We start from the raw sequence: 19,663 nt of genomic DNA on the forward strand, positions 1-19,663 counted from the left end.
CGGGCCCCGGGGCCACGATAATCCCGCGATGGCCGTTGTTTTTGAGAAACCCACGCTCGCCCAGCGTTTTCTTCCCCTGTTTCGCGGGTTCGACCTGCCGCTGCTCCTGGTGGTGGTGCTGCTGGCATGCGCCGGGCTGCTGGCCATGTATTCGTCGGGCTACGACCACGGCACGCGCTTCATGGACCATGGGCGCAACATGCTCATCGCGGGGGCGATCCTGTTCATGGTGGCCCAGGTGCCGCCGCAGAAGATCATGGTGTTCGCCGTGCCGCTGTATGCGGCGGGCGTGGCGCTGCTCGTGGCGGTGGCGCTGTTCGGCATCACCAAAAAAGGCGCGCAGCGCTGGGTCAACGTCGGTATCGTCATCCAGCCCAGCGAAATCCTGAAAATTGCCATGCCGCTGATGCTCGCGTGGTGGTTCCAGAAGCGGGAAGGGACCCTGCGCCCGCTCGACTTTGCCGCCGCGGGGCTGCTGCTGGCCCTGCCCGTGGGGCTGATCATGAAGCAGCCCGACCTGGGCACCTCGCTGCTGGTGCTGGCGGCGGGGCTGTCGGTGATTTTCTTCGCGGGCCTGTCCTGGAAACTGGTGCTTCCGCCGGTGCTGCTGGGAGGCATTGGCGTGCTGGCGCTGGTGCTCCTGGGCGACCAGCTGTGCGCGGACGGCGTGCGCTGGTCGGTGCTGCATGACTACCAGCAGCAGCGCATCTGCACCCTGCTGGACCCGACGCGCGATCCGCTGGGCAAAGGGTTTCACATCATCCAAGGCATGATCGCCATCGGCTCCGGGGGCATGTGGGGCAAGGGCTTCATGGCGGGCACGCAGACGCACCTGGAGTTCATCCCGGAGCGCACCACCGACTTCATCTTTGCCGCGTTTTCCGAGGAATTCGGCCTGGCGGGCAACCTTTTCCTGCTGGTCTGCTTCCTGATGCTGGTCTGGCGCGGGCTGTCCATCGCCGCGGGGGCCACGAGCCTGTTCGGGCGCCTCATGGCCGGGGCGGTCTCCATGATCTTCTTCACCTACGCCTTCGTGAACATGGGCATGGTCAGCGGAATACTGCCCGTGGTGGGCGTGCCACTGCCCTTCATCAGCTATGGCGGCACCGCCATGGTCACGCTGGGCCTGGCACTGGGCATCCTGATGTCGGTCGCCCGCGCCCAGAAGCAGGAGCCCAAGGACGCGCGTCCCGCGCTGTAGCGCGCCGGGGCGGCGTGGCCCCGGATGAATCTTGGCAAGGCCCAGGGTCTCTGCCCGGGCGTTGCGTGGGCCGCCGCAAGAGGGTACAAACCGGCAGGCCAACTGTGCCTTGGCCTCAGAGCAACCGAAGGGATTCCCCATGGCGGCGAAGTTCGAGCTGAAGAAGTCGAAGAACGATAAATTTGTCTTCAACCTGCTGGCCACCAACGGCCAGGTGATCCTGACCAGCGAGCTGTACGAATCCCGGGCCAGCGCGCTGGGCGGGATCGAGGCCGTGCGCAAGAACGCGCCCGAGGGCGGCCGGTTCGGACGCCTGAGCGCCAAGGACGGCTCCCCTTACTTCACGCTCAAGGCGGGCAATGGCCAGGTCATCGGGCAAAGCCAGATGTACTCCGGCGCCAAGGCGCGGGATGCGGGCATCGAATCCGTGCAGGCGCACGCCCCGCAGGCCGGCCTGGACGATCAGACGGCAGCCTGAGCATCGGGGCGGCCGCGTGATGCGGCATAGGGACATACCGCCTCGTGCCCTGCCGGGCATGGCCGCGCGCCTAAAATGCCCCGATGACTTCCCGCTCCACCACTGCCGCGCCCCAGCGCGCGGCCACCAGCCAGCGCATCGACGTCGCTCGCGAACTGCTGCTGACCCCCTTCGGGCTCGATGAGAGCCATCTCGCACGGGCATTGGCCGAGATCCGCACCCACCAGGTGGACGATGCGGACCTGTACTTCCAGTACACGCGCAGCGAGGGCTGGAGCCTGGAAGAGGGCATCGTCAAGACGGGCTCCTTCAGCATCGACCAGGGGGTGGGGGTGCGGGCGGTCAGCGGGGAAAAGACGGCGTTTGCCTACTCGGACGACATCTCGCAGGCTTCCTTGATGGATGCGGCCCGCACGGTACGATCCATTTCGTCTGCAGCGCAGGCGGGGAAAGCGCGGGTAGCTACTAAAAAGATAGCTGCTGGCCGCAGCCTGTACCCCGGCGTGGACCCGATCGCCTCCCTGGACAGCACCGCCAAGGTGGCGCTGCTCGAGAAGCTGGAACAGCGCGCGCGCGCGAAGGACCCGCGCGTGGCGCAGGTGATGGCGGGCCTGGCCAGCGAATACGACGTGGTGCTGGTGGCCCGGGCCGACGGTACGCTGGCGGCCGATGTGCGCCCCCTGGTGCGCCTGTCGGTGACGGTGATCGCCGAGCAGAACGGCCGCCGCGAGATGGGGTCCGCCGGCGGCGGTGGCCGCTTCGGCCTGGCCTACTTCGACGACGAGCAGATGGGCCGCTACGTGGACGAAGCGGTCCATGCCGCGCTGGTGAACCTGGAGTCCCGCCCCGCGCCTGCTGGCGAAATGACCGTGGTGCTGGGCCCTGGCTGGCCTGGCATCCTGCTGCACGAGGCCATCGGCCATGGGCTGGAAGGCGACTTCAACCGCAAGGGCTCCAGCGCATTCAGCGGGCGGATCGGCCAGCGCGTGGCGGCCAAGGGCGTCACGGTGCTGGACGACGGCACCATCGCCGACCGCCGCGGCTCGCTCAACGTGGACGACGAAGGCCACGCCAGCCAGCGCAACGTGCTCATCGAGGACGGCATCCTCAAGGGCTACATCCAGGATTCCCTCAACGCACGCCTGATGGGCGTGGCGCCCACCGGCAACGGCCGTCGCGAGAGCTACGCCCACATCCCCATGCCGCGCATGACCAACACCTACATGCTGGGCGGCGACAAGGATCCCCAGGAGATCGTGGCCAGCATCAAGAAAGGCCTGTTCGCGAGCAACTTCGGCGGCGGCCAGGTGGACATCACTTCGGGCAAGTTCGTGTTCTCCGCCAGCGAGGCCTACTGGGTCGAGAACGGCAAGATCCTCTACCCCGTGAAGGGCGCCACCATCATCGGCAGCGGCCCCGAGTCGCTCAAGAAGGTGACCATGATCGGCAACGACATGCGCCTGGACAGCGGCGTGGGCACCTGCGGCAAGGAAGGCCAGAGCGTACCCGTGGGCGTCGGCCAGCCTACCTTGCGCATCGAGGGGCTGACGGTGGGCGGCACGGCCTGACTTGATATCTGGGGGCGTCCTGGTACAGCATGGAGGACGCACTGGTTGTCATGGATTGACATGGGTAGGCGCTCGCAAAGCGTTCCATGGGAGTGCCCGCCAGAATGCTCAATAGGTGCCTTGCCGCGCGTTTGGCAGCGCAAAATGGCGCCATGCCCGCTACGCGCCCCAGCCTGCAGCTAACCCTCCAGTCGTTTGGCGACATCAGCCGCTTTCTGCGCGAAGGTGTTGCCGATGAGGAGTCGCGCCAGTTGCGCGACAGCCTCGGTGCCTTGTCGATGCAGATCGACGAGACCGTGCGTATGCGCCGCACGAGCACGGACACCATGGCGATCACACGGCGGGTCACGGCCTTGTCGCAGTGCGCACGTGAACATCAATTGTTCCTCACGGGCCTGGGTTCGGCCTGGCATGCTCTGTACGAGTTTGGCGCCTATCAGCGGGCGCTGAGGGAGCTACGCAATGCGATCGCGGACTGGCTGCAGATGCTGGAGCGCCGCAGCGCCAAGGAAAGCGCGAGCTTCGACCAGTTTGAGCTTCTGGCCTGGCGTACGCTGGGAGAAGCGCTTCTGCTTATTGACATGTACGAGCACAGCAGCGACCCGCCCAGCGATCTTCTGTCCGAGGGCGCTGCTTCGCCGCGCCACCTGTCTGCCTTGCAGCGCGCACGTAGCTGGTGGCGGCGCTTCTGGCGGTGACCGAGGTGGTTGGCGTGGCGATTCCAAACGATTTCGTTGCAGAAACGGATGGCGTGGTCGGAGGCAGGTCACTGCACGGCGGTGATCCCCATAGCCGATACCGTCCCCGGCAGGGCCGATGCCTGCGTCCCGAGACTGCCTTCGCAGTCTCTATCTGTCGTGCAATCACAACAATTGAGGGTTGCTGCACTGCCGCACTCCTGTGCTACATTGGTCGCCATGCAAGTTCGCAGCGCGTTTTATTTTTGGTTTTTTATCTCGGTCCCCGGCGGATGAGAGGAAAACGCGCAAGCTGACACAACCTTCCCATACCAACCGCCGACGCTGCAAAGCCCGGCGGTTTTTGTTTTTCCGCCCTCCCGTTTTTCCATCCACTTCAACTGACTCCACGAGGAAGCAACCATGACGGTCCCTACCACCCCCACCAGCGATGCCTGGTACCGCAGCGTCGAGAAAACCAGCCAGACCGACGACGAACGTATCAAGGACATCACCGTGTTGCCTCCTCCAGAGCACCTGATCCGCTTTTTCCCGATCCGCGGCACGCCGGTCGAGACGCTGATCACCCAGACCCGCAAGAACATCCACAACATCATGGCGGGCAAGGACGACCGCCTGCTGGTCGTCATCGGGCCGTGTTCCATCCACGATCCGGCCGCTGCCCTGGAATATGCACGCCGCCTGATGGCCGTGCGCGCGCGGTACGCCGACACCCTGGAAATCGTGATGCGCGTGTACTTCGAGAAGCCGCGCACCACGGTGGGGTGGAAGGGCCTCATCAACGATCCCTACCTCGATGAGACCTACCGCATCGACGAAGGGCTGCGCATCGCGCGGCAGTTGCTGATCGACATCAACCGACTGGGCATGCCGGCGGGCAGCGAGTTCCTGGACGTGATCTCGCCCCAGTACATCGGCGATCTCATCAGCTGGGGCGCGATCGGTGCCCGCACCACCGAGAGCCAGGTGCACCGCGAACTGGCGTCCGGCATCTCGGCGCCCATTGGCTTCAAGAACGGCACGGACGGCAACATCCGCATCGCCACCGATGCCATCCAGTCGGCCAGCCGGGGCCACCACTTCCTGTCGGTGCACAAGAACGGCCAGGTGGCCATCGTCAACACCAAGGGCAACAAGGACTGCCATGTGATCCTGCGGGGCGGCAAGGCTCCCAACTATGACGCCGCCAGCGTGGCCGCTGCCTGCAAGGACCTCGAGGCCGCCAAGCTGCCCGCGACGCTGATGGTGGACTGCAGCCATGCCAACAGCAGCAAGCAGCATGAAAAGCAGCTGGACGTGGCACGCGACATCGCGGCGCAGCTCGCCGGCGGATCGCGCAGCGTGTTCGGTCTCATGATCGAAAGCCATCTCATCGCCGGTGCCCAGAAGTTCTCGCCCGGCAAGGACCAGCCCGGCGCGCTGGAGTACGGCAAGAGCATCACGGACGCCTGCCTGGGGTGGGATGACTCGCTGGTGTCGCTCGCCGAGCTGTCCGACGCGGTCAAGGCGCGCCGCGCGCGTTGACAGCGGACGGGCCGATGGTCCGCGCCGCAGGCGGGAGGCCCTAAACTGCAAGCCTGTGGCGGCCCGTGCGATGACGCACGGGAAGCACCACGGCTTCAGAAGAAAGGCAAACCATCATGCACAGCGAAGTGTCGGTCCATCTGGCCGGAAACCAGGAATTCCGTTTCGATCTGGAGGGCGCCGAGCCCATGGGTCATGAGGCCGGAAGGCGCTGGCTCGACGACCAGTTCACTGCGCTCGATTGCGAACCCCTGCGCGCCAGCGGCAAGGTGCTGCTGGCCGACAAGGTGCTTACCGTCGCACGCGCGGCAGGGGCCTCGCTCCTGGCCGATCCGGCATGGTCCCGCGACTTTGCGCGGGCCGCCAGCGCCGCACTGGCCAAGCCGGTGGTGCGCGTGGATGTGCCGGGCATGGCCGTGTCGTTCTGACCCTTTTGAATAAAATAGGGCCCTAGCGCTTGCCATACAAGCGCAGACAGCTATTTATTTTGTAGCGAATCCAGCAGCTTCGCATGGATTCCGCCAAATCCGCCGTTGCTCATGCACACGATGTGGTCACCCGGGCGGGTTGCCGCGGTGACTTGCTGCACCAGGGTGGCGATGTCGTCGGCAGTCTGTGCCCGCAGGCCCGGGCCCACGCCCAGGGGGGCGAGGGCTTCGGCCGCATCCCAGTCCAGCCCGGCCGTGTGGCAGAACGCGAGATCGGCGGGTTCCAGCGCCCACGGCAACTGCGCCTTCATCGCGCCCAGCTTCATGGTGTTGCTGCGGGGCTCGAACACCGCCAGGATGCGCACGCCGTGGCCCAGGCTGCGGCGCAGGCCGTCCAGGGTGGTTCTCAGGGCGGTGGGGTGGTGCGCGAAGTCGTCATACACGGCAATCCCGTGCACGGTCCCGCGCAGCTCCATGCGCCGCTTCACATTCTGGAAGGCCGCCAGTGCCGTGGCCGCCTGCTGGGGGCTGACGCCCACATGGTGCGCGGCGGCAATGGCCGCCAGCGCGTTGAGCTGGTTGTGCACGCCGGTCAGCGCCCATTCCACCCGGGCCACCTTGCGCCCCTGGTGCAGCACATCAAACGCCTGGGGATCGCCCTCGGCCGAAAAGTCGCTGACGGCCTCCCCAAAGCTGGCCACCTCGCTCCAGCAACCCGTGTGCAGCACGCGGGCGAGGCTTTCCTCGAGGCCGTTGACGACCACCCGGCCCGACGGGGGCACGGTGCGCACGAGGTGGTGGAACTGCCGCTCGATGGCTCCCAGGTCGTCAAAGATGTCCGCGTGGTCGAACTCCAGGTTGTTCAGCACGGCGGTGCGGGGCCGGTAGTGCACGAATTTGCTGCGCTTGTCGAAGAACGCGGTGTCGTATTCGTCCGCCTCGATCACGAACAGCGGCGCCGCACCGAGTGGCGAGGGCGCGGGCACCGGGCGCCGGGGTGCGCCCAGCCGGGCCGACAACCCGAAATTGAGGGGTACGCCGCCAATCAGAAAGCCCGGCTGCTGGCCCGCGCTTTCCAGGATCCAGGCCAGCATCGAGGTTGTCGTCGTCTTGCCATGGGTGCCCGCGACCGCGAGCACGTGGCGGCCTTGCAGCACCTGTTCGGCCAGCCACTGGGGGCCGCTGGTGTAGGGCAGGCCGGCGTCCAGGATGGCTTCCATCAGGGGAAACTTGGGCGATCCATCGGGCTGCCGAACCCGGCTGACCACGTTGCCGACCACAAACACATCGGGCTGCAGGGCAAGCTGGTCGGCGCCGAACCCTTCGATCAGGTCGATGCCCAGCGCGCGGAGCTGGTCGCTCATCGGCGGATAGACCCCCGCATCGCAGCCCGTCACCTTGTGGCCCGCCTCGCGTGCGAGTGCGGCGAGGCCTCCCATGAACGTGCCGCAAATGCCCAGTATGTGTATATGCATGGGCGCAGATTCTAAGGTTCAACAGAAAACGGGGCTCCAGCGCTTGGCTGGCAAGCGCAAGAAGCTATGAAAAATATAGTAAATGCGGGTGTGGCCGGAGTGGGGACTAGGGTCAACCCGTAGTCCTGGTGGGCGGTTCGGGCCACAATGCGGTTTCGTTCCTTGCTGCCTTCCCACTGCCATGCACACACCTTTGAGCGACGAAATCGCCCACACCACGGCCCGGCTGGTGGTGGAGGAAGGGCTTGAATGGGGCCCGGCCAAGCGCCGGGCGCTGCGCCAGATGGGGCTGCCCGCCCGCACCGCCCTGCCGGACAACGACCAGGTCGAGGCCGCGGTGCGGGAGTACATCCAGCTTTTCTGTGCCGACACCCAGCCGCGCGAGTTGCGGGCGCTGCGCCAGCTCGCCCTGGTGTGGATGGAGCGCATGGCGGCCTTCCGCCCCCATCTGGCGGGCGCGGTCTGGCATGGAACGGCCACGCGGTTGTCCGATATTTATCTGCAATTGTTCTGCGATGACCCGAAATCGGCAGAAATAGCCCTGATCGACCACCACGTCGACTATGAACCGCGCACGGTGACCGGTTTCCATGGCGAGTCGGTCGAAGCATTGAGCCTGGGCAGCAAATCCCCCGAACTCAATGAGATGATCGGGGTGCACCTGCTGATCTATGACCTTGACGACCTGCGCGGCGCCTTGCGCCCGGACGCGAAGGGACGTGTGCCGCGGGGCGACATGACCGCCGTACGGCGCCTGCTCCAGGAAACCCCAGCCCCATGACGACACCTTCTTCCGATCACCCTGCCTCTGCGGCCCCCGTCCCTGGCACTGCGCCCGCAGCCTCCCGCAGGCGCCTGCTCTATGCGGGTGTGGCGGGCGCCGCCGCGCTGGGCGGCGCGGGCCTGGCCTGGTGGAAATTCCAGCCCCACGCGATGGAGCAGGGGGCCGAGCAAGCGCTCTGGACCATGGAATTCGAAAAACCGGAAGGCGGCTCGGTGGCGCTCAAGTCGCTGGCCGGCAAACCCTTGTTGCTGAACTTCTGGGCGACGTGGTGCCCGCCTTGCGTGGAGGAGCTTCCCATGCTCAATGCCTTCTACCGCGAACATGGAGCGAACGGATGGCAAGTTCTTGGATTGGCCATCGACCAGCCGTCCGCCGTGCGCAAATTCCTGCAGCGCATCCCGCTGGAATTCCCTGTGGGGCTGGCCGGCCTGGGCGGCACGGACCTGGGCAGATCGCTGGGCAATCTCACGGGAGGTTTGCCGTTCACCGTGGTCCTGGGCGGCAGCGGCCGTGTCCTGCATCGTAAAATGGGGCAGATCACCCCGCAGGACCTGCAGCGCTGGGCCGCCTTGCGCTGACCCCTCGCACCGGCCGTCTGGCGGTTCCGCTGGGATATCCGGGGGTTATTGGCATGATGTAGTTCATGAAAAATACCCGTGGAAGACGGTGATAGGCCGAAATTGGAGTAAATTCGCGCCCTATTCAGTTTTATAGCCGTTGGAGCTCCCATGGATCTGCGAAAACTCAAAACCCTCATCGATCTCGTGTCCGAGTCGAACGTATCCGAACTCGAAATCACGGAGGCGGAGGGCAAAGTCCGCATCGTCAAGAGCGTGGGGGGCGTGGTTCAGCAGTATGTGCCCGCCCCGGTGCAGGCGCCTGCCGCCCCCGCACCCGCCGCCGCGCAGGTGGCCGAGCTGCCTGCGCCTTCCGCACCCGCAGCCCCTGCGGGCCACATCGTCAAGTCGCCCATGGTCGGTACGTTCTACCGCTCCTCCAGCCCCGGCGCGAAGGCTTTTGTCGAAGTGGGCAGCCAGGTCAAGGAAGGCGAGACCATCTGCATCATCGAGGCGATGAAGATCCTCAACGAGATCGAGGCCGACAAGTCGGGCACGGTCACCCGCATCCTGGGCGAAAACGGCCAGGCCGTGGAATACGGACAGCCGCTGTTCGTCATCGAATAAGGTGCCCATGTTCAAGAAAATTCTTGTTGCGAACCGCGGAGAGATCGCGCTGCGCATCCAGCGCGCATGCTACGAGCTGGGCGTGAAGGCGGTGATGGTCTACTCCGAGGCCGACCGCGACGCCAAGTACGTCAAGCTGGCGGAAGAAGCGGTGTGCATCGGCCCCGCCCCGTCCCCGCTGTCCTACCTCAACATGCCCGCCATCATCTCCGCCGCCGAGGTGACCGACGCCGAAGCCATCCACCCCGGCTACGGCTTCCTGTCCGAGAACGCGGACTTCGCCGAGCGCGTGGAAAAGAGCGGGTTCCAGTTCATCGGCCCCACGCCCGAGTCCATCCGCATCATGGGCGACAAGGTCTCGGCCAAGCAGGCCATGATCCGCGCGGGCGTGCCCTGCGTGCCCGGCTCCGAGGGCGAGTTGCCCGATGACCCGGTGCAGATCCGCCGCATCGCCAAGGCCGTGGGCTACCCCGTGATCATCAAGGCCGCCGGCGGCGGTGGTGGCCGCGGCATGCGCGTGGTGCACACCGAGGCCGCCCTGGTCAATGCCGTGCAGATGACCAAGGCCGAAGCGGGCGCCGCCTTCGGCAATCCTGCGGTGTACATGGAGAAGTTCCTCCAGAACCCGCGCCACATCGAGATCCAGATCCTGGCCGACAAGCACCGCAACGCGGTCTACCTGGGCGAGCGCGATTGCTCCATGCAGCGCCGCCACCAGAAGGTCATCGAAGAGGCGCCGGCACCCGGCATCCCCCGCAAGCTGATCGAAAAGATCGGTGAGCGCTGCGTGGCGGCCTGCAAGAAGATCGGCTACCGCGGCGCGGGCACGTTCGAGTTCCTGTACGAGAACGGCGAGTTCTACTTCATCGAGATGAACACGCGCGTGCAGGTCGAGCACCCCGTGACCGAGTGGATCACCGGCGTGGACATCGTGAAGACGCAGATCATGGTGGCGGCCGGCGAGAAGCTGCCGTTCACCCAGCGCCAGATCGAGATCCGGGGCCATGCCATCGAGTGCCGGATCAATGCGGAAGACCCCTACAAGTTCATCCCCTCGCCCGGGCGCATCACCACCTGGCACCCACCAGGCGGCCCCGGCGTGCGCGTGGATTCACATGCGTACACCAACTACTTCGTGCCGCCCAACTACGACTCGATGATCGGCAAGATCATCGTGCACGGCGACACGCGCGAGCAGGCCCTGGCCCGCATGCGCACGGCGCTGAACGAGACCGTGATCGAAGGCATCAACACCAACGTGCCGCTGCACCGCGAGCTGATGGTGGACGCCAAGTTCATGGCTGGCGGCACCAACATCCACTATCTGGAAGAGTGGCTGTCGCAGCACAAGCGCTGAGATTGCGGCTGCGCACGGTCATTCGCATGCTGGCTCCTGGCGACGGGTGCCAGCATTTCATTTTTTCTGAGAGGCGCCTATGTTTGAGCTGAGCCTGATGTGCCCCGAGGACCGGATCGAAGCGGTCAGCGATGCCCTGGATGCACTGGATGCACTGAGCGTGTCGGTGGAGGATGCCGATGCGCAGACCGATGCCGAACAGGCCCTGTTCGGCGAGCCTGGCATGCCGCCGCCCAAGGATGGCTGGCAACGCAGCCGGGTGACGGCGCTCTTCCCCTCCGAAGGGGCTGCGCGCGATGCGCAGCAGCTGCTGGCCGTGCAGGACTTCTTTGCCGGCTGCCAGGTCCTGGGTGTGTCCCAGGTGGCCGACCAGGACTGGGTGCGCCTGACGCAATCGCAGTTCGCACCCGTGGACATCACCCCGGACTTCTGGATCGTTCCCACCTGGCATGAACTGCCGGCGCAGGCGAAGCGCAGCATCCGGCTGGACCCGGGCCTGGCCTTCGGCACCGGCACCCATCCCACGACACGCATGTGCCTGCGCTGGATTGCCCGCAACGGTGCCACCGAGTCGTCCATGGGCAATCCGCTGGGCCGGGTTCTGGACTATGGCTGCGGCTCCGGCATCCTGGCGATTGGCGCGGCGAAGTTTGGCGCCACGGACATTGATGCGGTGGATATCGATCCTGCCGCCGTGGAATCCACGGCGCTGAACGCGCAAGCCAATGAGGTGCAGCTGCATGCCGGCCTGCCCGACAAGGCCCGGGGCGCATACCAGACCGTGCTGGCGAACATACTTGCCACCCCCTTGCGGGTGCTCGCGCCCCTCCTGTGCGGGCATGTGATGCCGGGCGGGCACCTGGTGCTGGCGGGCATCCTGGAGCGCCAGGCCGATGAGCTGAAAGAAGCCTATGCACCCTGGATTCGGCTCGAGGTGGCCGACCTGGAGGACGGCTGGATCCTGATGACCGCACGGCGCGACGAGGCGGCGTAGGCAGAGCCACACGCCCGGCGGGGTTGCGTGCGCCGCTATCTACAATCCATCGCTGATGAGCCAGATCACTCGCTGCCCGTCCTGTCTTACCTCCTTCAAGGTGGTGGCAGACCAATTGCGCATCTCCGAAGGATGGGTGCGCTGCGGCCAATGCAAAGAGGTTTTCGATGCGTCGGCGCATCTGCTGCCAGCGGCCCCTCCCGCGCTTTTGCCGGATGTGTCCCTGACCGACGTGCGTCCGCCGCCGGTGCCCATGGCGCGCAGGGCGGATGCTGAGCGCGCATGGGGCGAGCCTTTCTCTCCACCGCCTGCTTCACCGTCTCCGGCGGTGTCACCGGCAAGCGGGCCCGCGCCGGCCGCGCTTCCGCAATTGCCCGCGACCCCTGTCCTGGATGTCCCTCAGCCGGCGGTGCCTGCCTTTCTTTCCGCGGCAAGCGGGGACGTGGCTGACGGCGAGGACGCCCGCATGGCGCGCCTGACGCGATTTGCGTGGCGTCCGGAAGATTCTTCGTCGCCTGGCAGTCCCGATGGCGCGGCTCCGGCTCCGGCTCCGGTGCCGCCTCCCGCCGCTGTGGTCTCGGATCCCTTGCCCGCCGCACGGCCGGATGTGGCCGTTGAGTCCGTGCCGGGCGGGTATGAATTGCCGTACGCCGCGTTGCGAGACCCCGAGGAGGAGCCTGAACCGGTTTCGCCAGCGGCCCTGACCGACATGGGCTATCCAGCGCTCGAGTTGCCTGTGAAACCAGCGGCCGCCTCCGCGCCGGAGGATGACGGTGGCGTCGAGGTGGTACCCGCCGCGTCGGAGGGCACCGCAGAGCCCCTGCCGCCAGTGGAGTTTGTGCGGGAGTCCGTGGTGCCCGGGCCGGAGGCCTTGGCGCTCGTGGAGGACCGTTCTCCCGCAGCCGTCTTGCTGGCCCCCTCGCGCAATTCGCCCCGGGACGCGCCAGACCTGGATGACGACGAAGACGAGGGAGTGGATGCCGGGCAGGAGGTCAGCTTTGTCGTCGCGGCGCGGCGAAAGGCGTTCTGGCGCAAGCCGATGGTGCGCGTGGGGCTTGCCCTCGTGCTGTTGTTGTCGGTCGCGGCGCTCGCGCTGCAGGTCGCCATTCAGGAGCGTGACCGCGTGGCGGCGATGGATCCGCGCACAAGGCCATGGTTGATGGCGTTGTGCGTTCCGTTGCAATGCCAGATTGCGCCGCAGCGCCAGATTGCGGATGTGGTCATCGACAGCTCCTCCTTCAACAAGGCCCGGGGTGACAGCTATCAGCTGGCCCTGGCCATGAAGAGCAAGGCCTCGATACCCCTGGCCATGCCCGCCGTGGAGCTGACCCTGACGGACGCGCAGGACCAGCCCGTTCTCCGGCGTGTCCTGCTGCCGGCCGATCTGGGAGCTCCGATGGAGTTGCCGGCGCGGGGTGAATGGAGCGCCTCGGTGTCGGTGATCGTGACCACTGGCGGGGCGCGTGTGGCCGGCTATCGGCTGCTGGCGTTCTATCCCTGATACTGATTTCTACCAACCTACTTTTCTGATATGGCTGCCCTTATTTGCGGTTCCCTGGCATTCGACACCATCATGACCTTCGAGGGCCGCTTCGCCGAGCAGATACTGCCGGACCAGCTGCACATCCTGAATGTCTCTTTCCTGGTGCCTTCGTTGCGCCGTGATTTCGGGGGGTGCGCGGGCAACATCGCGTACAGCCTCAAGCTGCTGGGCGGCGAACCATTGCCCATGGCGACATTGGGAAGCGACGGCGCGGACTATCTGCAGCGGCTGCGAACGCTGGGCATCAGCACCGAATTTGTGCGGCAAGTGGATGACAGCTTCACGGCCCAGGCCATGATCATGAACGACCGTGACAACAACCAGATCACGGCTTTCCATCCCGGGGCGATGCAGCAGGCGCACATCACACGCGTTGCCGCGCGCGGAGACATCCGCCTTGGCATCGTCGCACCCGACGGGCGCGAGGCGATGCTGCAGCATGCAGAGCAATTCAAGGCGGCGGATATTCCCTTTGTGTTCGATCCTGGCCAGGGCCTGCCCATGTTCGACGGCAAGGAGCTTGCGCATTTCGTGGATCTTGCCAGCTGGGTGGTGGTCAACGACTACGAAGGGAAAATGCTCTCGCAGCGCACGGGTTGGAGCCTGGCCGACATCTCCCGGCGTGTGCGTGGGCTGGTCGTGACCCTGGCTGCGGAAGGCTGCGAAGTCTGGATTGACGGCGAGCGCGAGCATGTGCCGGCCGCGAAGCCGGCCGCCGTGGTCGAGCCCACGGGTTGTGGCGATGCCTGGCGTGGCGCACTGTTGTTCGGCCTGGAAAAGGGCTGGCCGTTGGCCCGCTGCGCCGAATTGGGCAACCGGGTCGGGGCCCTCAAGATTGCGCAGCGCGGCCCGCAGAACTACACGCTGGATTTCACTCCCGCGTGAGGGGGCGGTGCCTGCGGGGCAGGCGGGTGGGGGCGGCTTCGGTTCGAGATGCCGCTTTGCCCGAAGCGCGTGTCTCGGCAGGCATAAAAAAACCCGGTGCAACGGCACCGGGTTGAGCGCGTAATACGTGCTGATTACGGCTTGTTGCCCGTAGGGAAGGGCCAGGCTGCCTGAGGGTTCAGGGTAGTCTGTGCTGCAGGAGCGGCCGCAGGGGCAGGCGCCTTGGGGGCCTTCTTGGCCGGTGCAGCTTTCTTCGCGGGGGCGGCCTTGGCGGGTGCAGCCTTCTTTGCTGCTGCTGCCTTCTTGGCGGGAGCGGCCTTCTTGGCTGGTGCTGCTGCCTTCTTGGCAGGCGCAGCCTTCTTTGCTGCTACTGCCTTCTTGGCGGGAGCGGCCTTCTTGGCTGGTGCTGCTGCCTTCTTGGCAGGCGCAGCCTTCTTCGCTGCTACTGCCTTCTTGGCGGGAGCGGCCTTCTTGGCTGGTGCTGCTGCCTTCTTGGCAGGCGCAGCCTTCTTCGCTGCTACTGCCTTCTTGGCGGGAGCGGCCTTCTTGGCTGGTGCTGCTGCCTTCTTGGCAGGTGCAGCCTTCTTCGCTGCTACTGCCTTCTTGGCGGGAGCGGCTTTCTTGGCCGGTGCAGCCTTCTTTGCCGCTACGGGCTTTGCCGATGCGGCCTTTTTCGCTGGGGCTGCCTTCTTGGCGGCCGTTTTTTTCGCAGTTGCCATCATGTTCTCCTTGGGTCAATTTGCAAAGAGCACTTCGTGTCTGCAGTGGACACGAAGCGATCCATGGCGATGGAGAAAACCCCCATCGCCATGAACACGGGAACGCCCCGCACGGCAACGCTCTGCGGCGCTGTCTGTGTGGGGCGTGGTGTAAAAATCCATGGTGGTGTGATGCGAAAGGCGCTAGTCCCAGGACAGCGCACCACCGGACTGGTATTCAATAACCCGGGTCTCGAAGAAGTTGCGTTCCTTCTTGAGGTCAATCATCTCGCTCATCCACGGGAACGGGTTCTCTTCGTTGGGGAACAGCGTTTCCAGTCCGATCTGCGTGGCACGGCGATTGGCGATGTAGCGCAGGTAGCCCTTGAACATGGACGCGTTCATGCCCAGCACGCCGCGGGGCATGGTGTCTTCGGCGTAGCGGTATTCCAGCTCGACCGCCTTGAGGAACAGCGCCTTGATCTCGGCCTTGAATTCGGCGGTCCAGAGGTGCGGGTTCTCGAGCTTGAGCTGGTTGATCAGGTCGATGCCGAAGTTGCAGTGCATCGACTCGTCGCGCAGGATGTACTGGTATTGCTCGGCAGCACCGGTCATCTTGTTTTGCCGGCCCAGCGCCAGGATCTGCGTGAAGCCGACATAGAAGAACAGGCCTTCCATCAGGCAGGCGAAAACGATCAGCGACTTGAGCAGCGTCTGGTCGTTTTCGGCGGTGCCGGTGTGGAAGTTGGGGTCCATGATCGCTTCGATGAAAGGGATCAGGAACTGGTCCTTGTCACGGATCGACTGGACTTCGTTGTAGGCGTTGAAGATCTCGGACTCGTCCAGTCCGAGCGACTCCACAATGTACTGGTAGGCGTGCGTGTGGATGGCTTCTTCAAAGGCCTGGCGCAGCAGGAACTGGCGGCACTCGGGCGCCGTGATGTGGCGGTAGGTGCCCAGCACGATGTTGTTGGCGGCCAGCGAGTCGGCGGTCACGAAGAAGCCGAGATTGCGCTTGATGATGCGGCGCTCGTCATCGGTCAGGCCGTTCGGGTCCTTCCACAACGCGATGTCGCGCGTCATGTTCACTTCCTGCGGCATCCAGTGGTTGGCGCAGGTGGCGAGGTACTTTTCCCACGCCCACTTGTACTTGAACGGGACCAGCTGGTTGACGTCGGTCTGGCCGTTGATGATGCGCTTGTCGGCGGCATTGACGCGCCGATGCACTGCAGTGGACTCCGCCACTTGCGGGCCGGCCGCGGCCGTTGCGGTCGCAGCAACGGGGTGCAGCGAGGGGGACTGAAAAGACAGAGGCGGTTGCCCCGCCGGGCGGTTGTTTTGCAGACCGCCGTCCAGTTGATTTTGCGATGAGGGCTTGACTTCTTCGTCCCAGGTCAACATAGATTTTCCAGTGTTCGGATTATGAAAGCAGTGCTGCGAAAAGAAAAGCACTGAAGCGTTGTGTGGCAACGATTTGTTGCTTCACAGCACATGCGCAACGCCTCGGATGTGTCGAGGCGTTGCGCGCGAAGTCCTTATTGGCAGGCTTCGCAGGTTGGATCGTCGATTGCGCAGAACTTGATGTCCGTGGCGGGCAGCGCGGCGGCCTGCTCGGCGGCCGCTGCCGCGGCGGCTTCCAGCGCGCTGGGCTTGGCCTGCGGGGACGCGGAGGCCTGTGGCGCACCGCCGTCGTTGCCGGACGAAACCGCGTTGAGCTGGCGCGTGTTCACGGTGCTCATCTCGACGTGCGTGGCGCTCTGCGTGCGCAGGTAGTAGGTGGTCTTCAGACCGCGCACCCAGGCCAGCTTGTAGGTGTCGTCAAGCTTCTTGCCCGATGCGCCAGCCATGTAGATGTTCAGGCTCTGCGCCTGGTCGATCCATTTCTGGCGGCGCGATGCGGCCTCCACCAGCCAGTGGGGCTCCACCTCGAAGGCGGTCGAATACAGCGCCTTGATGTCTGGCGGCACGCGATCGATGGGGTGCAGGGAGCCCTTGAAATGCTTGAGATCCATGATCATCACGTCATCCCACAGTCCCAGGCGCTTGAGGTCGCGCACCAGCCCGCCGTTGATGACGGTGAATTCGCCCGACAGGTTGGACTTCACGGACAGGTTGCCGAACGAGGGCTCGATCGATGCATCCACGCCGATGATGTTGGAGATGGTCGCAGTGGGCGCGATGGCCACGCAATTCGAGTTGCGCATGCCGTCCTGTGCGATCTTCTTGCGCAGGGCGTCCCAGTCCAGGGTGGAAGAGCGGTCCACTTCCACATACCCGCCCCGGGCATCCGACAGCATGTCCAGCGTGTCGAACGGGAGGATGCCGCGGTCCCACAGCGAGCCCTTGTAGCTGGAGTACTGGCCGCGTTCCCGTGCCAGTTCGGTGGAGGCCCAGTAGGCGTAGTAGCAGATGGCTTCCATCGACTTGTCGGCGAACTCCACGGCCTCTTGCGACGCGTAGGGAATGCGCAGCTCATACAGGCTGTCCTGGAACGCCATCACCCCCAGGCCCACCGGGCGATGGCGCAGGTTGGAGTCGCGCGCCTTCTTGACGGCGTAGTAGTTGATGTCGATCACGTTGTCGAGCATGCGCATGGCGACCTTGATGGTCCTCTTGAGCTTGTCATGGTCGATCTGGCCGTCCTTCAGATGCTGCAGCAGGTTGACCGAGCCGAGGTTGCACACGGCGGTCTCGGTGTCGCTGGTGTTCAGCGTGATCTCGGTGCACAGGTTGGACGAGTGCACCACGCCGGCGTGCTGCTGGGGCGAGCGCACGTTGCAGGCGTCCTTGAACGTGATCCAGGGGTGGCCGGTCTCGAACAGCATGGTCAGCATCTTGCGCCACATGTCGGTGGCCTGCACCGTCTTGGAAGGCTTGATCTCGCCGCGCGCGGCCTTTTCCTCGTAGGCCACGTAGGCTTTCTCGAAGTCGGCGCCGAAGAGGTCGTGCAGGTCGGGCACGTTGGAAGGGGAGAACAGGGTCCAGGTGCCCTTTTCCATCACGCGGCGCATGAACAGATCGGGAATCCAGTTCGCCGTGTTCATGTCGTGCGTGCGGCGGCGGTCGTCGCCCGTGTTCTTGCGCAGTTCCAGGAATTCTTCGATGTCGAGGTGCCAGGATTCCAGGTAGGTGCAGACAGCGCCCTTGCGCTTGCCGCCCTGGTTCACGGCCACGGCCGTGTCGTTGACGACCTTGAGGAAAGGCACCACGCCCTGCGATTCGCCGTTGGTGCCCTTGATGTGGCTGCCCAGCGCGCGCACCCGGGTCCAGTCGTTGCCCAGGCCGCCCGCGAACTTGGACAGCAGGGCGTTTTCCTTGATCGACTCGTAGATGCCGTCCAGGTCGTCGGGCACCGTGGTCAGGTAGCACGAAGACAGCTGCGAGCGCAGCGTGCCGCTGTTGAACAGCGTGGGCGTGCTGGACATGAAGTCGAACGACGAGAGTACTTCATAGAACTCGATGGCGCGGGCTTCGCGGTCGACTTCGTTGAGGGCCAGGCCCATGGCCACGCGCATGAAGAAAGCCTGGGGCAACTCGATGCGCGTCTTTTTGACGTGCAGGAAGTAACGGTCGTACAGGGTCTGCAGTCCGAGGTAGTCGAACTTCAGGTCGCGGTCCGCCTGCAGGGCGGCGCCCAGGCGCTGCAGGTCATATTGCAGCAGGCGCTCGTCCAGCAGCTCGTTTTCCACGCCCTTCTTGATGAATTCGGGGAAGTAGTCGATATAGGCTTGTCCCATCGCGCTCTGGGTCACCTCGCGGCCCAGGACTTCGCGCACGATCGTGTGCAGCAGCAGGCGGGCGGTGGCGTAGGTGTAGTCGGGGTCTTTTTCGATGAGCGTGCGTGCCGCCAGGATGGAGGCCTTGTAGACCTCGTCCATGGGAACGCCGTCGTAAAGGTTGCGCATGGTTTCGGCAACGATGGGGTCTGCGCTGACGTCCGCGCCAAGATTCACGCAGGCCGACTCGATCAATGCCTGCAGCCGGTGGAGGTCGAGCGCAACGCGTTCTCCGCCGTCCAGCACGTGGAGCAGCGGAGCGGGGGCGGACGGAGCCTGCTGCTCGACCTGGCGTGCACGCTCCTGGGTGCGGCGCTCGCGGTACAGCACGTAGGCGCGGGCAATCTCATGGTGGCCGCCACGCATCAGTCCGAGTTCCACCTGGTCCTGCACATCTTCAATATGAAAGGTGCCGCCTCCGGGGCGCGACCGCACCAGGGCGCGGGTGACATTCTGGGTCAGGGTGTCCACGACTTCGCGCACGCTGGCGGACGCGGCGCCTTGTGTGCCATGCACCGCCAGGAAGGCCTTCATCATCGCCACCGCGATCTTTTGCGGCTCAAACGGCACCACCGCCCCGTTGCGGCGGATGATCTGGTAATGCGCCAGCGAGTTGGCCGCCGACGTTGGCGCGGGCTGCGAAGCCGGAGCTTGCGCTGGGTTGGCGTGGGTGGTGGAAGGCGTAGTCAAAGCAGCTTGCATGGGTGTCCTCTTCTGTGGGCTGTCTGGGATGTGTGGCGCGGGGCGTGAAGCCGTCGCAAGGTGTGAGTGATGGGCCGGACTTCTGTCTGCCGCACACTATATATGGTGTGTCAGGTGCATTCAAGACACTACCGGTAGTGTACCGCCCCAAACCCCTGGGAAAAGGGAAACAGCATGTTTTCAATGCTGCGAGTTCTTGCGATGACCCCGCTGGAATCCCTTGTCCCACCGAAAAAGCAGCAGCGAATCCGCGCCGCGGCGGGCGATACGGGCGGTTTTTCTTCGCGAGGCCGCGTGGAGCTTGGCGATGCGGCTTTGTGCGGTTGCACAAAGAAAAAGTTGCTGTGACGCGGCGCTGCGACAGCGCG

The 19,663-nt window shown here is 65.0% G+C and carries 18 protein-coding genes; 14 read left to right on the top strand and 4 right to left on the bottom strand.

The genetic code is table 11. The features are described from left to right. The first annotated feature begins 28 nt into the window (after window positions 1–28). The 6 genes from rodA to AC1RCS_RS11715 all read left to right on the top strand — a co-directional run bounded on the left by rodA (window position 29) and on the right by AC1RCS_RS11715 (window position 5,897). Window positions 29–1,201 (top strand): rod shape-determining protein RodA, encoded by a 1,173-nt coding sequence (gene rodA / locus AC1RCS_RS11690; RefSeq protein ID WP_218296076.1) that lies wholly within the window; start codon window positions 29–31, stop codon window positions 1,199–1,201. Window positions 1,202–1,340: 139 nt separating this feature from the next. After that, complete coding sequence (locus AC1RCS_RS11695) at window positions 1,341–1,679, top strand: YegP family protein (protein ID WP_218296075.1); 339 nt, start codon at window positions 1,341–1,343, stop codon at window positions 1,677–1,679. An 83-nt stretch (window positions 1,680–1,762) separates the two neighbouring features. Next, window positions 1,763–3,247 (top strand): metalloprotease TldD, encoded by a 1,485-nt coding sequence (tldD, locus tag AC1RCS_RS11700; protein ID WP_218296074.1) that lies wholly within the window; start codon window positions 1,763–1,765, stop codon window positions 3,245–3,247. Between the two features lie 152 nt (window positions 3,248–3,399). Beyond that, window positions 3,400–3,945 (top strand): hypothetical protein, encoded by a 546-nt coding sequence (locus AC1RCS_RS11705; protein WP_492244568.1) that lies wholly within the window; start codon window positions 3,400–3,402, stop codon window positions 3,943–3,945. Between the two features lie 402 nt (window positions 3,946–4,347). Then, window positions 4,348–5,469, top strand: a complete 1,122-nt coding sequence (locus AC1RCS_RS11710) for a 3-deoxy-7-phosphoheptulonate synthase (protein ID WP_492244567.1) — start codon at window positions 4,348–4,350, stop codon at window positions 5,467–5,469. Between the two features lie 116 nt (window positions 5,470–5,585). Beyond that, window positions 5,586–5,897, top strand: a complete 312-nt coding sequence (locus tag AC1RCS_RS11715) for a hypothetical protein (protein ID WP_218296066.1) — start codon at window positions 5,586–5,588, stop codon at window positions 5,895–5,897. 50 nt (window positions 5,898–5,947) lie between these two features. Here AC1RCS_RS11715 and mpl read toward each other — a convergent pair whose 3' ends face one another. Next, window positions 5,948–7,372, bottom strand: coding sequence for a UDP-N-acetylmuramate:L-alanyl-gamma-D-glutamyl-meso-diaminopimelate ligase (gene mpl / locus AC1RCS_RS11720; RefSeq protein ID WP_492244566.1), 1,425 nt, complete (start codon window positions 7,370–7,372; stop codon window positions 5,948–5,950). 181 nt (window positions 7,373–7,553) lie between these two features. Here mpl and AC1RCS_RS11725 point away from each other — a divergent pair, with 181 nt between their 5' ends. The 7 genes from AC1RCS_RS11725 to AC1RCS_RS11755 all read left to right on the top strand — a co-directional run bounded on the left by AC1RCS_RS11725 (window position 7,554) and on the right by AC1RCS_RS11755 (window position 14,119). Continuing rightward, window positions 7,554–8,153: a hypothetical protein gene (locus tag AC1RCS_RS11725; protein ID WP_369643332.1), complete on the top strand. Its 600-nt coding sequence runs from the start codon at window positions 7,554–7,556 to the stop codon at window positions 8,151–8,153. Then, window positions 8,150–8,734, top strand: coding sequence for a TlpA family protein disulfide reductase (locus AC1RCS_RS11730; protein WP_369643331.1), 585 nt, complete (start codon window positions 8,150–8,152; stop codon window positions 8,732–8,734). The genes AC1RCS_RS11725 and AC1RCS_RS11730 overlap by 4 nt, the downstream gene beginning before the upstream one ends. A gap of 150 nt (window positions 8,735–8,884) precedes the next feature. Continuing rightward, window positions 8,885–9,340, top strand: coding sequence for an acetyl-CoA carboxylase biotin carboxyl carrier protein (accB, locus tag AC1RCS_RS11735; protein ID WP_218296062.1), 456 nt, complete (start codon window positions 8,885–8,887; stop codon window positions 9,338–9,340). Window positions 9,341–9,347: 7 nt separating this feature from the next. Continuing rightward, window positions 9,348–10,697 carry an acetyl-CoA carboxylase biotin carboxylase subunit gene (accC, locus tag AC1RCS_RS11740; RefSeq protein ID WP_492244565.1) on the top strand — a complete coding sequence of 450 codons (1,350 nt, stop codon included), beginning with the start codon at window positions 9,348–9,350 and terminating at the stop codon, window positions 10,695–10,697. A gap of 79 nt (window positions 10,698–10,776) precedes the next feature. After that, complete coding sequence (prmA, locus tag AC1RCS_RS11745) at window positions 10,777–11,691, top strand: 50S ribosomal protein L11 methyltransferase (protein WP_218296060.1); 915 nt, start codon at window positions 10,777–10,779, stop codon at window positions 11,689–11,691. A 55-nt stretch (window positions 11,692–11,746) separates the two neighbouring features. Beyond that, window positions 11,747–13,192 (top strand): zinc-ribbon and DUF3426 domain-containing protein, encoded by a 1,446-nt coding sequence (locus tag AC1RCS_RS11750; RefSeq protein WP_492244564.1) that lies wholly within the window; start codon window positions 11,747–11,749, stop codon window positions 13,190–13,192. A gap of 30 nt (window positions 13,193–13,222) precedes the next feature. Beyond that, the gene (locus tag AC1RCS_RS11755; protein WP_218296058.1) at window positions 13,223–14,119 is read left to right on the top strand and encodes a carbohydrate kinase family protein; all 897 of its coding nucleotides are present in this window, start codon (window positions 13,223–13,225) and stop codon (window positions 14,117–14,119) included. A 134-nt stretch (window positions 14,120–14,253) separates the two neighbouring features. Here the strand turns inward: AC1RCS_RS11755 and AC1RCS_RS11760 are convergent, their stop codons facing one another. The 3 genes from AC1RCS_RS11760 to AC1RCS_RS11770 all read right to left on the bottom strand — a co-directional run bounded on the left by AC1RCS_RS11760 (window position 14,254) and on the right by AC1RCS_RS11770 (window position 19,295). Next, entirely contained in the window at window positions 14,254–14,838 is a 585-nt protein-coding gene (locus tag AC1RCS_RS11760) for a histone (RefSeq protein WP_218296057.1), read from the bottom strand. Between the two features lie 183 nt (window positions 14,839–15,021). Next, the gene (locus tag AC1RCS_RS11765) at window positions 15,022–16,218 is read right to left on the bottom strand and encodes a ribonucleotide-diphosphate reductase subunit beta (protein ID WP_492244563.1); all 1,197 of its coding nucleotides are present in this window, start codon (window positions 16,216–16,218) and stop codon (window positions 15,022–15,024) included. A 134-nt stretch (window positions 16,219–16,352) separates the two neighbouring features. Continuing rightward, a complete protein-coding gene (locus AC1RCS_RS11770) occupies window positions 16,353–19,295 on the bottom strand; it encodes a ribonucleoside-diphosphate reductase subunit alpha (protein WP_369643327.1) in 2,943 nt (980 codons plus the stop codon). A 174-nt stretch (window positions 19,296–19,469) separates the two neighbouring features. Here AC1RCS_RS11770 and AC1RCS_RS11775 point away from each other — a divergent pair, with 174 nt between their 5' ends. Next, the gene (locus AC1RCS_RS11775) at window positions 19,470–19,643 is read left to right on the top strand and encodes a hypothetical protein (RefSeq protein ID WP_492244562.1); all 174 of its coding nucleotides are present in this window, start codon (window positions 19,470–19,472) and stop codon (window positions 19,641–19,643) included. Window positions 19,644–19,663: the final 20 nt, after the last annotated feature.

The sequence above is a fragment of the Acidovorax sp. GW823-FHT01C06 genome (assembly GCF_058798375.1).

Bases quoted from the DNA above. Each gene is read 5' to 3' on its own strand.
- prmA (WP_218296060.1), top strand. From the start codon at position 10,777: ATGTTTGAGCTGAGCCTGATGTGCCCCGAGGACCGGATCGAAGCGGTC.
- accB (WP_218296062.1), top strand. From the start codon at position 8,885: ATGGATCTGCGAAAACTCAAAACCCTCATCGATCTCGTGTCCGAGTCG.
- AC1RCS_RS11695 (WP_218296075.1), top strand. From the start codon at position 1,341: ATGGCGGCGAAGTTCGAGCTGAAGAAGTCGAAGAACGATAAATTTGTC.
- AC1RCS_RS11710 (WP_492244567.1), top strand. From the start codon at position 4,348: ATGACGGTCCCTACCACCCCCACCAGCGATGCCTGGTACCGCAGCGTC.
- rodA (WP_218296076.1), top strand. From the start codon at position 29: ATGGCCGTTGTTTTTGAGAAACCCACGCTCGCCCAGCGTTTTCTTCCC.
- AC1RCS_RS11750 (WP_492244564.1), top strand. From the start codon at position 11,747: ATGAGCCAGATCACTCGCTGCCCGTCCTGTCTTACCTCCTTCAAGGTG.
- AC1RCS_RS11775 (WP_492244562.1), top strand. From the start codon at position 19,470: ATGTTTTCAATGCTGCGAGTTCTTGCGATGACCCCGCTGGAATCCCTT.
- AC1RCS_RS11705 (WP_492244568.1), top strand. From the start codon at position 3,400: ATGCCCGCTACGCGCCCCAGCCTGCAGCTAACCCTCCAGTCGTTTGGC.
- AC1RCS_RS11715 (WP_218296066.1), top strand. From the start codon at position 5,586: ATGCACAGCGAAGTGTCGGTCCATCTGGCCGGAAACCAGGAATTCCGT.
- AC1RCS_RS11765 (WP_492244563.1), bottom strand. From the start codon at position 16,218: ATGTTGACCTGGGACGAAGAAGTCAAGCCCTCATCGCAAAATCAACTG.
- AC1RCS_RS11725 (WP_369643332.1), top strand. From the start codon at position 7,554: ATGCACACACCTTTGAGCGACGAAATCGCCCACACCACGGCCCGGCTG.
- tldD (WP_218296074.1), top strand. From the start codon at position 1,763: ATGACTTCCCGCTCCACCACTGCCGCGCCCCAGCGCGCGGCCACCAGC.
- AC1RCS_RS11755 (WP_218296058.1), top strand. From the start codon at position 13,223: ATGGCTGCCCTTATTTGCGGTTCCCTGGCATTCGACACCATCATGACC.
- mpl (WP_492244566.1), bottom strand. From the start codon at position 7,372: ATGCATATACACATACTGGGCATTTGCGGCACGTTCATGGGAGGCCTC.
- AC1RCS_RS11760 (WP_218296057.1), bottom strand. From the start codon at position 14,838: ATGGCAACTGCGAAAAAAACGGCCGCCAAGAAGGCAGCCCCAGCGAAA.
- accC (WP_492244565.1), top strand. From the start codon at position 9,348: ATGTTCAAGAAAATTCTTGTTGCGAACCGCGGAGAGATCGCGCTGCGC.
- AC1RCS_RS11730 (WP_369643331.1), top strand. From the start codon at position 8,150: ATGACGACACCTTCTTCCGATCACCCTGCCTCTGCGGCCCCCGTCCCT.
- AC1RCS_RS11770 (WP_369643327.1), bottom strand. From the start codon at position 19,295: ATGCAAGCTGCTTTGACTACGCCTTCCACCACCCACGCCAACCCAGCG.